This is a genomic window from Streptomyces sp. STAM6 (assembly GCF_054963715.1).
The window spans coordinates 35,250-50,295 of the sequence record NZ_JBUEFZ010000010.1 but is presented as its reverse complement, the minus strand read 5'-3'; the positions used below and the strand labels follow the sequence as shown (position 1 = coordinate 50,295).

General features: G+C 71.6%; 12 protein-coding genes and 1 tRNA gene. 8 read left to right on the top strand and 5 right to left on the bottom strand.

Annotated elements, in window-relative coordinates:
- The first annotated feature begins 141 nt into the window (after positions 1-141).
- Positions 142-999, top strand: a complete 858-nt coding sequence (locus tag ACY34K_RS14780; protein WP_462746975.1) for a fumarylacetoacetate hydrolase family protein — start codon at positions 142-144, stop codon at positions 997-999.
- A 223-nt stretch (positions 1,000-1,222) separates the two neighbouring features.
- Here ACY34K_RS14780 and ACY34K_RS14775 read toward each other — a convergent pair whose 3' ends face one another.
- Positions 1,223-1,714, bottom strand: coding sequence for a heme-degrading domain-containing protein (locus tag ACY34K_RS14775; RefSeq protein ID WP_462746973.1), 492 nt, complete (start codon positions 1,712-1,714; stop codon positions 1,223-1,225).
- Positions 1,711-2,787 carry a Gfo/Idh/MocA family oxidoreductase gene (locus ACY34K_RS14770; protein ID WP_462746970.1) on the bottom strand — a complete coding sequence of 359 codons (1,077 nt, stop codon included), beginning with the start codon at positions 2,785-2,787 and terminating at the stop codon, positions 1,711-1,713. Before ACY34K_RS14770 ends, ACY34K_RS14775 begins: the two co-directional genes overlap by 4 nt.
- A 55-nt stretch (positions 2,788-2,842) precedes the next feature.
- Between ACY34K_RS14770 and ACY34K_RS14765 the strand changes: the two genes are divergently transcribed.
- The 6 genes from ACY34K_RS14765 to ACY34K_RS14740 all read left to right on the top strand — a co-directional run bounded on the left by ACY34K_RS14765 (position 2,843) and on the right by ACY34K_RS14740 (position 8,959).
- Complete coding sequence (locus ACY34K_RS14765; RefSeq protein WP_462746968.1) at positions 2,843-3,910, top strand: ROK family transcriptional regulator; 1,068 nt, start codon at positions 2,843-2,845, stop codon at positions 3,908-3,910.
- A 280-nt stretch (positions 3,911-4,190) separates the two neighbouring features.
- Entirely contained in the window at positions 4,191-5,042 is an 852-nt protein-coding gene (locus ACY34K_RS14760) for a hypothetical protein (RefSeq protein WP_462746965.1), read from the top strand.
- A 461-nt stretch (positions 5,043-5,503) separates the two neighbouring features.
- A complete protein-coding gene (locus ACY34K_RS14755) occupies positions 5,504-6,283 on the top strand; it encodes an HAD-IIA family hydrolase (protein ID WP_462746964.1) in 780 nt (259 codons plus the stop codon).
- Between the two features lie 92 nt (positions 6,284-6,375).
- Positions 6,376-6,933, top strand: coding sequence for a hypothetical protein (locus tag ACY34K_RS14750; RefSeq protein WP_462746961.1), 558 nt, complete (start codon positions 6,376-6,378; stop codon positions 6,931-6,933).
- 5 nt (positions 6,934-6,938) lie between these two features.
- Positions 6,939-7,598, top strand: coding sequence for a class F sortase (locus tag ACY34K_RS14745; RefSeq protein WP_462746959.1), 660 nt, complete (start codon positions 6,939-6,941; stop codon positions 7,596-7,598).
- Between the two features lie 350 nt (positions 7,599-7,948).
- Complete coding sequence (locus ACY34K_RS14740; protein ID WP_462746957.1) at positions 7,949-8,959, top strand: glycoside hydrolase family 6 protein; 1,011 nt, start codon at positions 7,949-7,951, stop codon at positions 8,957-8,959.
- A 78-nt stretch (positions 8,960-9,037) separates the two neighbouring features.
- On the opposite strand, the gene glxA is transcribed toward ACY34K_RS14740, so the two are convergent.
- From glxA to ACY34K_RS14725, 3 genes are all read right to left on the bottom strand, one after another.
- Entirely contained in the window at positions 9,038-10,990 is a 1,953-nt protein-coding gene (gene glxA / locus ACY34K_RS14735; protein ID WP_462746955.1) for a radical copper oxidase GlxA, read from the bottom strand.
- Positions 10,987-12,924, bottom strand: coding sequence for a glycosyltransferase family 2 protein (locus tag ACY34K_RS14730; RefSeq protein ID WP_462746953.1), 1,938 nt, complete (start codon positions 12,922-12,924; stop codon positions 10,987-10,989). The genes glxA and ACY34K_RS14730 overlap by 4 nt, the downstream gene beginning before the upstream one ends.
- A 451-nt stretch (positions 12,925-13,375) precedes the next feature.
- Positions 13,376-13,449 (bottom strand) — tRNA-Lys (locus ACY34K_RS14725).
- Between the two features lie 190 nt (positions 13,450-13,639).
- Here ACY34K_RS14725 and ACY34K_RS14720 point away from each other — a divergent pair.
- A complete protein-coding gene (locus tag ACY34K_RS14720) occupies positions 13,640-15,028 on the top strand; it encodes a peptidoglycan-binding protein (RefSeq protein WP_462746951.1) in 1,389 nt (462 codons plus the stop codon).
- Positions 15,029-15,046 lie beyond the last annotated feature (18 nt).

The window sequence follows — 15,046 nt, the reverse complement described above, 5'->3', positions numbered from 1 at the left end:
GGGTCCAGGTTGTGAACGGGGTCTTGCGGAGTGGTCCGGCGTCTTGGAGGATCGACCAACTCCGGGGATGGCCGCACTCCTCCCCCTGCCTTCGACGGGCGGGCCCCAGCGGGGTCCGCCCCGACCTCACAGGGAGAAGACATGAAGCTGCTGCGCGTCGGAACGGCGGGTGCCGAGCGCCCCGCGCTGCTGGACCAGGACGGGACCCTGCGCGATCTGTCCTCGGTGATCACGGACATCGACGGGAACCTGCTGTCCGACGCCTCGGCACTGGACCGGATCAGGGCGGCGGCCGGAGCCGGGGTGCTGCCCGCCCTGGACGCCACGGGGCTGCGGATCGGCCCGCCCGTCGCCCGCATCGGCAAAGTCGTCTGCATCGGGCTGAACTACCACGACCACGCCGCCGAGACCGGTGCGGCGACACCCGCCGAGCCGGTCGTCTTCTTCAAGGCGGCCGACACGGTCGTCGGCCCGAACGACACCGTTCTCGTACCGCGCGGCAGCCGCAAGACCGACTGGGAGGTCGAGCTGGCCGTGGTCATCGGACGCACGGCCCGCTACCTGGAGTCCGCGGAGAGCGCCCTGGCGCATGTCGCGGGATACGCGGTCGCGCACGACGTGTCCGAGCGCGAGTTCCAGATCGAGCGCGGCGGCACCTGGGACAAGGGCAAGAACTGCGAGACGTTCAACCCGCTGGGCCCGTGGCTCGTCACCGCGGACGAGGTTCCGGATCCGCAGGCGCTGGGACTGAGGCTCTGGGTGAACGGTGAGCTGAAGCAGAACGGCAGCACCGCCGACCAGATCTTCCCGGTCGCCGAGGTGGTCCGCTACGTCAGCCGGTTCATGACCCTGTACCCGGGCGACATCATCAACACCGGCACGCCGGCGGGTGTCGCCATGGGGCAGCCGGAGCCGAAGCCGTTCCTGCGGGCCGGGGACGTGGTCGAACTGGAGGTCGAGGGGCTCGGCCGCCAGCGCCAGGAACTCAAGGACGCCTGACGCGCGAGCGGAGCGGCCCCCGCCACGGACGCCGCCGGTCCATCGGTACGGGCGGGGGCCACGACCGCCTCGGGCCCGTGCGGGCTCACGTTCCGTCTGGCGGAGGTGCGCCGTGAGAGCGGTTCCGGGGCTCGTGGTCGAGTCGTCGAAGACCTGGCCGGTCACCCCATAGGAGCGCGGCGAACGCCGGTGGCTCGCCGAAGCGGTCGTGCGTCATGTCGTCCTACCCGTCGACGTCCGCCCGCTCCCCGCGGACGAACCGCTCCAGTGCCTCCACCACCAGGGCGTGGTCCTCGACCTGGGGGAGGCCCGAGACCGTGAGCGTGCCGATCACGCCCGCGCCGTCGACCGTGAGGGGGAAGGAGCCGCCGTGGGCCGCGTAGCGGGCGGGGTCGAGGCGGGAGTCCGTGTCGAACGACCTGCCCTTCGCGCGGAAGCGGGTGCCGACGAGGAGGGAGCTCTCGCCGTAGTGCTCCACGACCCGGCGCTTGCGGTCGATCCAGGTGTCGTTGTCCGCGCTCGAACCGGGCAGCGCGCAGTGGAACAGCTGCTGCCTGCCCCGCCGGACGTCGATCGCGACCGGGGCCCCGCGCCGGCGGGCCAGTTCGACGAGCAGGGTGCCGAGCGTCCAGGCGTCGTCGTGGGTGAAGCGGCGGAGGGTCAGGCGGGTCTGCTGGGCCTCCAGTTCGGCGATGGAGGGCGACGGAGCGGTCACAGCGCCACCGCCACGCCGTCGCGGGCCGAGCGGCGTGCCGCCTCCAGGACGTCGAGCGCGGCGGCGGCCTCCTCGGCCGGGACCGGGTTGTCGCCGGTGCCGCGCAGGGCGGCGGCGATCGCCGTGTAGTACGCCGGGTAGTCCCCCGGCACCGTCGGGACGGGGGTGCCGCCGCCGGTCAGAGGGGACTCTCCCGAGCCGACACGCCCCCACATCGCCGCCGGCTCGGCGCCCCAGCCGGGGCCCGGGAGCAGGCCCTCGCGCAGGGCCGTCTCCTGCGGGTCGAGGCCGTACTTGACGTAACCGGCCAGCGAGCCCAGGACGCGGAAGCGCGGGCCCAGTTGTGCGGCCGTGGCGCTGACGTACAGGTGTGAGCGGACCCCGTTCGCGTGCGTGAGCGCGATGAACGTGTCGTCGTCGGCCTCGGCGCCCGGACGGCGGACGTCGGATTCGGCGTAGACCCGCACCGCCGGGCCGAACAGCACGAGTGCCTGGTCGACCACATGGCTGCCCAGGTCGTACAGCAGACCGCCGATCTCCTCCGGCTTGCCCGACTCGCGCCAGCCGCCCTTGAGCTGCGGCCGCCACCGCTCGAAGCGGGACTCGAAGCGCTGCACGCCGCCGAGCTCGCCGTTCGCCAGCAGCGCGCGCAGGGTGAGGAAGTCGTTGTCCCAGCGGCGGTTCTGGAAGACGGACAGCAGCAGTCCGCGTTCCTCCGCGAGGGCGGCGAGGCCGCGCGCCTCCCCGGCCGTGCCGGCGACCGGTTTGTCGACGACGACCGGCAGCCCGGCCTCCAGCGTGGCGGTCGCCAGCGGCACGTGGGTCTTGTTGGGCGAGGCGATGACGATCAGGTCGAGCTCGCCGGCCCTGTTCCACAGCTCGTCCGGCGTCGCGGCGCAGCGCACGCCGGGGAACGCGGCGCGGGCCCGCTCCTGCCGTTCCGGGTTCGAGGTGACGACCGTGTCGAGGACCAGGTCCTCCGCGGCGGCGATCAGCGGGGCGTGGAAGACGGAGCCCGCCAGGCCGTAGCCGACGAGTCCGACGCGCAGGGGGGTGGTGCCGGTGCCAGTCATGCCCTCACTTAAGCAACGGTGTTGCCAAAGTGCAAGCGCACGCGACAATGGGTCCGTGAACATCGACACGGGCGCGAATCTGCCGGCCCTCCGCAGCCACAACACCGCCCTGGTGCTGAACCTGCTGCGCACGGCCGGCGAGTGCGGCATCAGCCGGCTGGAGCTCGCCGAGCGCACCGGGCTCACCCCGCAGGCAGTCAGCAAGATCACGGCACGGCTGCGGACCGAGGGCCTCGCGGCCGACGCGGGCCGGAGCGCGTCCACCGGCGGCAAGCCGCGCACCCTGCTGCGCCTGGTCCCCGGCGCCGCCCACGCGGTCGGCCTCCACCTCGACCGGGACGAGCTCACCGCGGTACGCGTCGATCTGTCCGGCGTCCTCGTCGCGTCCCGCACCGTCCCGCTGGACCTGGGCGCGGGCGCCGACGCGGTGATCGACACCGTGGTCCGGGAGGTGCGGGAGCTGACGGACGACACCGTCCTCGGCGCCGGAGTGGCCATGCCCGGCCCGCTGGACCATGCGACGGGCGTCCCGCACCGGGTTACCGGTTTCCCCGAGTGGGACGGTTTTCCACTGCGCGACGCCCTGTCCGGACGCCTCGGGCTGCCCGTCGTGCTCGACAAGGACACGAACGCGGCGGCGCTGGGCCTCGCCCTGCGCGGTGCGGGCGGGGACTCGTTCGCGTACCTGCACCTCGGTACGGGCCTCGGGGCCGGCCTCGTGCTCGGCGGCGCGCTCTACCGCGGCCCGCGCACCGGCGCCGGGGAGTTCGGCCACCAGACCGTCCAGCTCGACGGGCCGGTGTGCGGCTGCGGGGGCCGCGGCTGCCTGGAGGCGCTGTGCCTGGCTGCCGTGGCCCGGGGCGACCTCGCCGAGGCGGCCCGGGTGCTCGGCACCGGCGCCGCGAACCTCGTCGGTCTGCTCGACATCGACCGCGTCCTGCTCGGCGGCCGTGTCGTGGAACGGACCGCCGATCCGTTCATACGCGGTGTCCGCGCCGTCCTCGACGCCCGCGCCCGACGCGACGGCGCCCCCGCCGTACCGGTCCGCCTCGCGGAGGGCACCCCGCACCCGGTCGCCGAGGGCGCGGCCCAACTCGTCCTCGCCCCGGTCTTCGGCCGCTGACCCGGCCCGACGCGGGGGCGGGTCGGCCCGGCGTCCCGCCGTGCACGGCCGCCGGGCCGGACACGTCCCGCGCGGAGGAGGCCGACGGCCGGTTCGGCAGCCCGCGCCGCCCTGCCCGCGGGTGGCCGTCGGGCCGACACGGTCGGGCCGGTCGGACCGGTTGGGCCGATCGGGCGGACCCGTGCCGCCGTACGGCGGGTTGCGGCCGTCGCCGCGGGGCGAGGGCGTACGGGTGGGGGAGTACTGCGGGGCACGGCCGTCCCCACTCCGAAGGTCCCTGATGCGTCTGCCGCGACTGCGAACCGCCCTTGCCGCCGGAGCCCTCGCCGCCCTCGTCGGCGGAGTGGCGGGTGTGGGCACGGGCGTCGCCGACACCGGCCGGCCGGGTGCGGCGGACGAACAGGTCGCGGACAGGGGTGTCACCGACACGGGCGCGGTCAGCGACACGAGTTCCTTCGACGCGGCCGCCCCCGGCAGGCAGCCCACCTGCGGTGACACCTCCGCCGCCGTGTTCCCGATCGGCACGCGCATCCGGGGCGGCCCCACTTCCTACCACCCCGGTGGCGGGTTCCGGACCTGGAGTGTCGAGCTGACCAACACCACGTCCCGCCCCTGCCACAACATCCATCCGGTGATCGTCTTCACCGACCGGGCACGAGGGCTGACTCCCTCTCAGATCCAGTTGGAGTTCCGGGACCCGAGCGGCACCGGCGCGGTCGCCGCCGACAGCCGGCAAAGGCCCGTGACGGTGGAGAAGACCGACGAGAACGAGCTCGTCGGCGTCCTCGACGACGGCTTCCCCGGTCTCACCGTGCCGCCCGGCAAGACGGTCACCGTCCCGGTGCGACTCGCGTTCACCTCCGACGCCCGCCCCGACCGGATCACCGCCAACGCCGCGATCGTGCAGCGCCGCGGTGACGACGGCGACTGGGTCGGCGAGTCCGGCGACTACCGGTTCACCCTCGTCCACGAGGAGCCTCCCAGCGAGCTGGCCGAAGAGCTCCCCAAGACCGGGCGCGACATCCTGCTCACCGCCGGGGCCTCGGCGGCGGTCATCGTCATCGGCACGCTGACCCTGACCCTTGCCGGACGTCTGCGCCGCGGCCGGGACCAGGGCGTGTTTCGGAAGTAGCGTCGTCCGCCCTGAGCCGGACGGGACTTTCGAAACACGCCCCAGTGCCCACCCCGGCCGTTCGCCAACGTCCAGGCCCGTCCGGTCCGCGGCTTGCCCCAGGGACCGGGCATCCTGCCGCACCGGAGGCGGCTCCCGGCGGGGTGCCAATCGCCGGAGCCGGAGCCGGAGCCGGAGCCGGAGCCCACGCCGGAGCGGGCAGGCAACGCACCGCACCTGCGACTCCGCACCGGGCCGGCCCCGCCCGCGCGGGAGGACGGCCAGCGCCCGGCCTCGTCCGAACCCTCCCCCCGCGGGGCCCGCCGCCCGACGGCTTCCGTCTGCGCCGCACCGGCCTGCAACAGGGTCCTGGTGATCGACGGGGTCAAGGTCACCGCATCCTGTCTAGTCTTGGGGGCGTCGCCACAGTGCTGTCGCGGCGTCCCAGCAACCGCACGTTTGTACGGCAGGAGTCACGCCCCATGGCAGAACGCAAGCCGATCGAATCCTGGCTCACCGACATGGACGGCGTCCTCATCCACGAGGGCGTCCCGATCCCCGGCGCCGACGCGTTCATCAAGAGGCTGCGGGAGACGGAACGGCCCTTCCTCGTCCTGACGAACAACTCCATCTACACCGCCCGCGACCTGCACGCACGGCTCGATCGCATGGGCCTGGACGTCCCCGTCGAGAACATCTGGACCTCCGCCCTCGCCACCGCCCAGTTCCTCGACGACCAGCGCCCCGGCGGCACGGCCTACGTCATCGGCGAGGCCGGCCTGACCACCGCCCTCCACGACATCGGGTACGTCCTCACCGACCACGACCCGGACTACGTGGTGCTCGGTGAGACCCGCACCTACAGCTTCGAGGCCCTCACCAAGGCGATCCGGCTCATCAACGGCGGCGCCCGGTTCATCTGCACCAACCCGGACGAGACCGGCCCGTCCACCGAGGGTCCGCTGCCCGCCACCGGCTCCGTCGCCGCGCTGATCACCAAGGCCACCGGCAAGGACCCGTACTTCGCGGGCAAGCCCAACCCGCTGATGATGCGGACCGGGCTCAACGCCATCGGCGCCCACTCCGAGACCAGCGCCATGATCGGCGACCGGATGGACACCGACGTCCTGGCCGGCCTGGAGGCCGGCATGGAGACCTTCCTGGTCCTCACCGGCCTGACGACCCCCGCCGACGTGGACCGCTACCCGTTCCGCCCGTCCCGGGTCGTCGACTCGATCGCCGATCTGGTGGACCGTATCTGACGAGGTCAGGGCCCCCTGACGGGTGGTAGTCGGCTCCTGCGGATGCGAAAAGCCGCGAGAGGAGTGAATCTTCCAGTACCAGGAGGTTCACGATGCGTTCTCGTCTGCTTGCTCTCCGTGCCGCAGGAGCGGCCACCGTCCTCGTGCTGGCACCGGCCGCCGGCGCCGCCCACGCCGAGGATCACGGAAAAGTGACCGCCACTGTCGTCCCCGCCACCGTCTCGCCCGGTGCCGACGTGGACGTGCGGGTCTCCGGCTGCAAGGGGAAGACCGGCTCGGTCAGATCCGAGGCGTTCGTCGCCGAGGCCGAGCTGTCCGGCCACGAGGGCAAGGGCGGGCCACTCCTCGGCGACACCACCGTCAAGTCGCACATCGCCTCCGGTACGTACACGGTCACCGTCCACTGCGGCGGCCGGGACCACCCCGACGCGGGCACCGTCCACGTCGTGCACCACAGCACGCCCACGCCCGTCGCCCCGGTCCGGGCCGGCGGCGGAGGCGCCGCGCTGGCCGCCGAAGCCCCGCCGCGCCAGGAGGAACAGGGACCCGGCACCCTGCACACCGTGATCGGCCTGGTGCTCGCCGGCGTCGCCGCCGTGGCGGTCGCCTACCGCGGCGCGCGCAGCCGCCGCCGCACGGGCGCGGACTGACCGCCGTGGCCTCCCCGGAACCCCCGGCCGGGACCGGGCGGCTGCTCACCGGCGTCGCCTGGGCGCTCCTGCTGCTCGGCCTGTGGATGTGGGGCAAGGAGATCACCGCCCCCGGCGGCCTGTCCGCCCCCACCACCGGTGATGTCGCCGCCGTCGGCCGCCCCCTCGGCGTACCGCTGCCGCCGCCCCACGAGCCGATCGGGGCGGCGGCCCCGAAGCGGCTGGAGGTCCCGTCCCTGGGGATCAGCGCCCCCGTCGTCCCGCGCGGCCTGGACACCACCGGCGCCATAGACCCGCCGCCGTACGCGACCCCCCACACCGTCGGCTGGTTCGGTGCGGGCGCCGAACCCGGTACGGACGGCTCCGCGCTGTTCGTCGGCCACGTGGACACCGAGACCAGACCGGCCGTCTTCTACGGCCTCAGCTCGGCCCGCCCGGGCGAACGGATCGAGGTGACCAGGACGGACGGTTCGGTCGCCGAGTTCACCATCGACGACGTGCAGGTCTTCGAACGTGACGAGTTCGACCCGCACAAGGTCTACGGGCAGCGGCAGCCGGGCCGCGCCGAACTCCGCCTGATCACCTGCGGCGGGACGTTCGACCGGGAGGCCGGTGCCTACACGGCGAACGTCGTCGTCTCCGCGTATCTCACCGGGGCCCGCTGACCTCCACCACCTGGCCCGGCCGACAGCCCTCCACCGGCTGTGCCGGGGGACCCCCCATCCCCGGGCCGTCGACCGAGCCGGCCCTCGACCGCGTGAGCCCGGGCTGCGGGAGAAGCCCGGAGTGACGCGGGAGGTCGGGGATGGTCCGGCAGCTTCGCTCACTGTAGAACGCCGCCCCGGCCTGTTCCAGAGGGTTCCTGACACCATGTCGCGAACTGGTTGCCCTCGGTGGCCGCAGGCCGGACGGCCTCGTGGCTTTCCGGACACCTGTGTAAGGATGGATTGGACCGGTCTTGTCCGGCAGGGCGCCTGGGGGGCGGACCTGTTCATGGGGTACCAAGGGGGATTCGATGTACGGCAGTTGCGTCGGGCGTGCCCGCTGGGGAGCGGCCGCTCTGGGAGCCGTGCTGCTGCTGGCGGGATGTTCGTCCACGGACGGCGGCGAGAAGAACGCGCAGCCGCAGGTCAGTCAGCAGCCCAAGGCAAAGGACCCGTTCTGGGTCAACCCGGGCAGCCGGGCGGCCCAGCAGGTCGAGGCGTACCTGCGGGACGGTGAGAAGGCGAACGCCGAGCTGATCAAGAAGATCGCCTCCCAGCCGGTGGGGGAGTGGGTCGGCACCGAAAAGCCCGAGGAGGACGCCCGCGGGTACACCGAGGCGGCCGCCAAGGCCGACCGGGACGCGGTGCTCGTGCTGTACAACATCCCGCACCGCGACTGCGGCCAGCACTCCGCGGGCGGCGCCGCCGACGGCAACGCCTACCGGGAGTGGCTGGAAAAGGTCGCCAAGGGCATCGGCAACCGGCGGGCCACGGTCATCGTGGAGCCGGACGCCGTGATGCACATGGTGGACGGCTGCACCGAGGGCCAGTACCACGAGGAGCGGTACGACCTGCTCAAGGGCGCCGTGAAGCGGCTCAAGCAGCTGCCCAACACCAAGGTGTACCTGGACGCGGGCAATGCCGGCTGGGGCAAGCCGGACCAGATATTCGAGCCGCTGAAGTGGGCCGGCATCGACCAGGCCGACGGCTTCGCGGTGAACGTCTCCAACTTCCAGACGACGGCCGCCAGCAAGGAGTACGGCAAGAAGGTCTCCGCCAAGGTCGGCAACAAGCCGTTCGTCATCGACACCAGCCGCAACGGCAACGGCCCCTACACCGGCGGCGACCCGGCCGAGAACTGGTGCAACCCGCCCGGCCGGGCGCTCGGCGAGACGCCCACCACCGAGACCGGTGACCCGCAGGTCGACGCCTATCTGTGGATCAAGCGTCCGGGGGAGTCGGACGGCGACTGCAAGGGCGGCCCGAAGGCGGGCGACTGGTTCCCGCAGTACGCCCTCGAACTGGCCCGCAACACCAAGTAGGCCGGGACCGGAGCGACACGAGGAAGGGGCGCCCCCCGCCGGGGGCGCCCCTTCCGTCATCGTGCTGTGCCGCCGGGCCTACGGGACCTCGACCCAGACACCCTCCGACGGCGTGCCCTTGTCGTCGGTGACGAACAGCATGTACCAGCCGGACGGGACCAGCGAGCGGTTCTTCGGCACGGTGACCTGTATACCGTCCGCGGTCTTCTTGACCTCCAGGGCGATCGACCGCTGGTCGACGTCGGTGACGTGCGTGACGGCGCTCGGCCGCATCAGCTTCGCCGTCGCGATCTTCGCCGCCTGCGGCGTCTTGAAGGTGCCGGTCGCGCCCCGCTTGAGGGTCTTGGGGCCGGAGGTGATCTCCGGCCGCCCTTCGCGGAAGAGGTAGGGCGGGGTGTAGATCTCGATGCGCTGCTCGAAGACGCCCGGCTTGGTGTTGGCCTTGTCCGCGAAGAGGGAGTCCGAGCCGAAGATCATCACTCGGCCGTCGGGGAGCAGCACGGAGCCGGAGTGGTAGTTGCGGCCCACCTGGGGGTCGGCGACGCGCGTGTACTCACCCGACTTCGGGTCGTAGGCGCGCGCTTCGAGGACGTTGGAGTCGCCGCGTCCCCGGTAGTCCTCCGAGCCGCCGGTGACGAGCACGGTGTCGTCGGGCATCAGGGAGGCGCTCGGGTAGCGGGTGCCCTTGTCGAGCGTGGCGCCGTCCTTGAAGCGCGGGTTGGGCTCCTTGAGGTCGACCAGCCGGGACTTCTCGCTGGACTCCTGGGACTCGCCGACGCCGCCACCACCGATGACCATGAACTTCTGGTCCTGGGCGGGCGGCAGCATGACCGTCGCCGAGGTCTCCATCTTGTCCGGGTCGCTCAGGCCGGGGATCTTGGTGAACTTGTTCTTCTCCAGGTCCCAGATGCCAGGGTCACGGCCGACGTCGGCGGGGCCGTACCCGGCGTTGGAGCCGGAGTAGAACAGCTTGCCGTTGTCCATCAGGAAGATCGCGGGGTACGTCGGGAAGCGGCGCTCGACCCCGGTGTACGTCCACTTCTTGGTCTTCGGGTCGTAGATCTCGTCCTTGCCGGGGACGATCTGGCCGATCTCGTCGAGCCCGGACAGGGCGAGGACCTTGCCGTCCTTGAGCGTGGTCAGCGTCGGGTACCAGCGGGCCTCGTTCATCGGGTCGACGGTGATGTACTTCTCCGCGACCGGGTCGAACTCGAAGGCCTCCCGGATGCCCTGGAAGTCCTTCTTGTCGAGGGCGAGCTTCTCGGCCATGCCGTAGACGTTGCGGGCGTCGGTGCCCTTGAGGCCCTGGACCTTGTAGTTGTCCTGGGTGCCGGTCTCGTACTCCTTGCCGGACTCCTCGGCCTCGACGTAGATCCGGCCGAGCCCGGGCTCGGTGCGCAGGAAGCGGCCGGTCTTCTTGTCGAAGACCTTCTCCGCCTTCTCCACCAGGACCGGGTCCTTGGAGACGAAGGTCTTGCCGTTGGCCTTGCCGGTGAACTTGGTCCCGGCGGGCAGCGTGATCGGCTTGTCGGGGTCCTCGTTGTGCACGACCATCAGGCCGCCGGCCTTGGTGACGTCACCCTTGAGCTTCTCGTACCGCTTGGTGCCGCCGGCCACCAGCAGCTTGCCGTCGGGCAGCTGGGTGTGGCCGGCGCAGAACATGTCCTTGGGCGTGGGGATCATCTTGAAGGTGTTGGTCTTCGGATCCCACAGCACCGACTGGAACTTGTTCGCGTCGAAGTTCTTCTGGTTGTTGCCGGAGCCCGCGATCAGCAGCACCTTGCCGGTGTGCAGCAGGGCGGCGTGGATCGTGTTGATCCGGAACTCGGAGGGGACGTCCAGGAAGTCCCAGTGGCCGTTGGCGGCCTTGTACTCCGGCCTGTTGATCTTGTAGTCGTGGTACTTCTCCGAGCCGAACCGGTACAGGGCCGGCCCGTTGAACCCGGCCACCACAGCAACGACCGCGGCGCCGATCAGCACGCGGCGGGCGCGGTTCTTGCGGTGGTTCGGCCGGACGGGCAGGCTGCTCATTTCTCAAGGCTCCCAAGGGCGATCTGCATGGTGTCGTTCTGCTCCGCCAGGCTCGGCCTGGGCTGCGGGTGCGGGGCGGGTGCCGCCTCCTGCGGCGCCGAGGGCTGCGCCGAGCGCCCGCCGCCGTGCCGGCCGGAGCGCTTCTTCCTCTCCTCGCGGAGCATGTGGCGCCAGGCGAAGATCGGTGTGGCGGTGATCAGCGTGGCGAACGTCGCCCAGATGATCATCGCGGGGTGGGAGTTCCCCAGGACGAAGCCGGCGGTCATGGAGCCGGCGAAGATCCCGATGAAGTACCAGTGGTACCGGAAGGTCCCGAACCACCTGTCCGGGCTCGCCGAGTCGCCCTTCGGGGTGACCACGAACTTGCTCTTGCGGCGCAGGGCCGAGTCGATCAGCGCCTTGGCGTAGAGCGGCGCGGACAGGGCGGACATCACCATGCCGGCCACACCGCCGGAGCCCTCCGGCTCGTGCGGGGAGACGTTGTGCCGGCGGTTCCAGACGTACAGGCCGATCTGCAGCGCGGACGCGTTGCCGTAGAGCATCAGCCACACGGTCGGGTCTATGTTCACGCCCGAGGCGCCCAGGCCCAGGAACAGCGCGCAACTGAGGGCCGCGAGGATCCAGTTCAGGGCGGACATCGGGTAGAAGATGATCATCATCGTGTAGTTGAAGAGCTTGCTCGGCGGGAGCGAGTACCAGCCCTTCCAGTACTGCTTGAGGATCGTCTCGTAGGTGCCGCGGGACCAGCGCATCTGCTGCGTGAAGAAGTCAGTCCAGGCGCTGGGGCCCTCACCGACGGCGAGCACGTCCGGGGTGTAGACCGAGCGCCACTTGTTGCCCGTCGCCGGGTTCTTGTGGCGGTGGATCTCGAAGCCGGTCGCCATGTCCTCGGTGATCGAGTCGTAGAGACCGCCGATCTGCTTGAGCGCCTTGATGCGCACGGCGTTCGACGTGCCGACGAACATGGGCGCGCCGTAGCGGTTTCCGGCGCGCTGGATCAGTGCGTGGAAGAGGAACTGCTGGGACTCGGCGGCCTTGGTGACGAAGTTGTCGTAGTTGCCGTAGACCTGCGGGCCGATGACGAAGCCGACGTCCGGGTCGCGGAAGAAGCCGAGCATGCGCTCCAGGTAGTTCGGCAGCGGCACGTGGTCGGTGTCGACGGAGGCGAAGTAGTCGTAGTTGTCGCCGTGCGCGTCCAGCCAGGCGTTGTAGTTGCCGTGCTTGGTCTTGGCGCGGTGGGGGCCGGAGGGCTGGTTCCACTTCGCGATGCCCTTGCGGGAGAAGTGGTGCACGCCCAGGCGCTCGCAGACGGCCTTGACCTCGGGGTCGTTGCCCTCGTCGAGCAGCCAGACGTGCATGAGGCCGCGGTGACGGATTTTCACGGCCGCCTCCAGCGTCTTCGTCACCATCTCCAGGGGCTCCTTGCCCGGGACGAAGGAGGTGAGGAAGGCGACGCGGGTTCCGGTCTCCGGCACGACCGGGATCGGGTCCCGGGCCACGAGTGTCGCGTGTGCGTTCGACAGGACGTTCATGCAGCGGAAGAACTCGATGAGGCCGATCGAGACGAGCATGACGACGTCGAGGGCGGGCAGCCAGTCGAACGCGGGGTAGTCGCGCTCGGTCCAGTGCGACGGCTGCAGCAGCCAGACCAGCAGCACCAGCGAGAGCACCGGGGCGGCGGCCAGCATCAGGGCGATCCGGATGCGGTGCGGCTCCTGCGAGATGAGGGACCGGTAGCGCACCTTGTAGGGCTTGTTCGGATCGGGCTGGGTGAGCGGCCCGGCGAGCCGGCTGTAGTGCTCGTAGTCGTAGCGCGGCAGCGGCTTCACGGTGCGCTGCCGGGACCCACCGGTCCGCAGCTGCGGGGGAATCCGAAGCTGGGTGGTCCGGGATGGGTCGTTGTCCTGCCGGGCGCCGGTCGGCGTCGACGTCATGAGTCATCCCCCCGCACGCATGCTGGCTGCGTGATTGGTCGTGTCGTACCGCCCGGATCGCACGGTCCCCCTCGACCTGCATTACCCCGGCGCATCAGTGGTTGGCCACCGTTTCCACAGACATGAAACAGCGACCTTCCGGTTGCATGATGCCTTCCGCGACATCGAGACGTGAACGGGGCCCCCACCCCAGCGTTCCCGCTACCGGAGCATCCTCCGGTACTGCCCCCAACTGCATGGAGCTCGCGCCCCATTGGGGGCATTGGCTCCAGGATAGGGTCTACGACCCACGTCATGATCGCAAGGGTGAAACAGGCTGTTTACCGGGGTTACGTACGATTTGGGTGGCCTCTGTGGCGGACCTGTGGAGGAGCCCTCCGGTCCGGCCCCCCTGAGGTCCATGGGTACGACCGAGGCCCCCTCACTCGCGTGAGAGGGCCTCGGCCTTGCGTGCGCCGCCAGGGACTCGAACCCCGGACCCGCTGATTAAGAGTCAGCTGCTCTAACCAACTGAGCTAGCGGCGCCTGCTGACCTGCATAACTCTACCCGACGTCCGGGGGTGCCCATGACCATCGCGGCGACCTTTGTGGTGGCGTCCGGCCTGTCGGATGGTCAGTTTTTCCCGTTCGGCCGTCAAAATGCGACATGTCGGGACGGTTGAGACACTGGCGCCCGTACAGGACTGACGATCTTGATGAGTGTGGAGGGGAGCGCATGGCAGCCGCCCTGGTCTTCGAGGAGTACGAGCCCGCCCCCGACTGTCCCTGCGCCGGCTGCGCCCGGCAGCGCCGCGAACTCGCCCACGGGCTCGCCGTGCGCGAGGGCGGCCACCCCGCCGCCCACGGCGCCCGTCGCGCCCTGGTCCTGTTCGCCGCCGCGGGGGTGGCCCTCGGCGGCTCCGGCACACCCGTCGCGGCGACCGCGCCCGCCGGCTCGCCGGGCGCCGCGGGGGCCGCGGGCCGCGCCGGGCCCCGGGCCGCCGACACGGACGGGCCGGACACCGCCACGCCGCAGGGCAGCAAGGGGCCGCTGCACGGCCGGCCGCACGCGGGCCCCTCGGCCGGGCACGTGCCCGCGCCGCAGAAGCCGGTGAAGTCCACCCGGGTCGGCATCATCAACCGGGCCAGACTCTGGGTGTCCGCGAAGGTGCCCTACTCGATGGAGAAGTACTGGGCCGACGGCTACCGGCAGGACTGCTCCGGATTCGTCTCCATGGCCTGGAGCCTGGCCGGCAACGAGTGGACCGGCAGCCTCGCCCGGTTCGCCACCAGGATCAGCCGCAGCGAACTGCAGCCCGGCGACATGCTGCTCTTCCACAACCCGGACAACCCGACCAAGGGCTCGCACGTCACGCTCTTCGGCGGCTGGACCGACCACACGCGCACCCACTACATCGCCTACGAGCAGACCAAGCCGCACGCCCGCCGTCTGGCGACCCCCATGGGGTACTGGGACAACTCCGACCGCTACCTCGCCTACCGCTACAAGGGGCTCGGCGCCACCGTCCCGGCCGCCGGCGCGCCCGGATCGCCCGCCTACCCCGGCGCCGCGTCCTTCGGGCCCGGCGCGAACAACGCGCACGTCACCCGGCTCGGCCGGATGCTCGTGGACCGCGGCGGCAAGCGCTTCTACCGGATCGGACCCGGACCCCGCTGGACGGACGCCGACCGGCTCGCCACCCGTGCGTACCAGCGGGCGCAGGGCTGGAAGGGCGCCGAAGCGGACGGGCGGCCCGGCCCCCACACCTGGCGCCTGCTGGTGAACGGCGAGGGCCGCGACATCCCGCCCGCACCGGCCGCGCCCGCCACCGGATCGCCCGGCCGGCCCGCCACCGGGAAGCCCGTCACCGGGGCACCGGCAGCCGCCCCCGCCTACCCGGGACGCGGCCACTTCCGGCCCGGCCGGTCCAGCGAGCACGTCGAGAAGCTCGGCCGGCAACTGGTGAAGAAGGGTTTCGGCGCGCACTACCGAACCGGCCCCGGACCCCGCTGGACCGAGGCCGACCGGCGGGGCGTCCAGGCGTTCCAGCGCGCGCAGGGCTGGCGGGGCGGCGCCGCCGACGGCTACCCGGGCCCCGAGACCTGGCGGCGGCTGTTCCGATGAGCGACGACAAGGAGCGAG

Coding starts and splice junctions, on each gene's coding strand:
- ACY34K_RS14750 (WP_462746961.1), top strand. CDS start 6,376: ATGCGTTCTCGTCTGCTTGCTCTCCGTGCCGCAGGAGCGGCCACCGTC.
- ACY34K_RS14780 (WP_462746975.1), top strand. CDS start 142: ATGAAGCTGCTGCGCGTCGGAACGGCGGGTGCCGAGCGCCCCGCGCTG.
- ACY34K_RS14760 (WP_462746965.1), top strand. CDS start 4,191: ATGCGTCTGCCGCGACTGCGAACCGCCCTTGCCGCCGGAGCCCTCGCC.
- ACY34K_RS14720 (WP_462746951.1), top strand. CDS start 13,640: ATGGCAGCCGCCCTGGTCTTCGAGGAGTACGAGCCCGCCCCCGACTGT.
- ACY34K_RS14730 (WP_462746953.1), bottom strand. CDS start 12,924: ATGACGTCGACGCCGACCGGCGCCCGGCAGGACAACGACCCATCCCGG.
- glxA (WP_462746955.1), bottom strand. CDS start 10,990: ATGAGCAGCCTGCCCGTCCGGCCGAACCACCGCAAGAACCGCGCCCGC.
- ACY34K_RS14740 (WP_462746957.1), top strand. CDS start 7,949: ATGTACGGCAGTTGCGTCGGGCGTGCCCGCTGGGGAGCGGCCGCTCTG.
- ACY34K_RS14770 (WP_462746970.1), bottom strand. CDS start 2,787: ATGACTGGCACCGGCACCACCCCCCTGCGCGTCGGACTCGTCGGCTAC.
- ACY34K_RS14755 (WP_462746964.1), top strand. CDS start 5,504: ATGGCAGAACGCAAGCCGATCGAATCCTGGCTCACCGACATGGACGGC.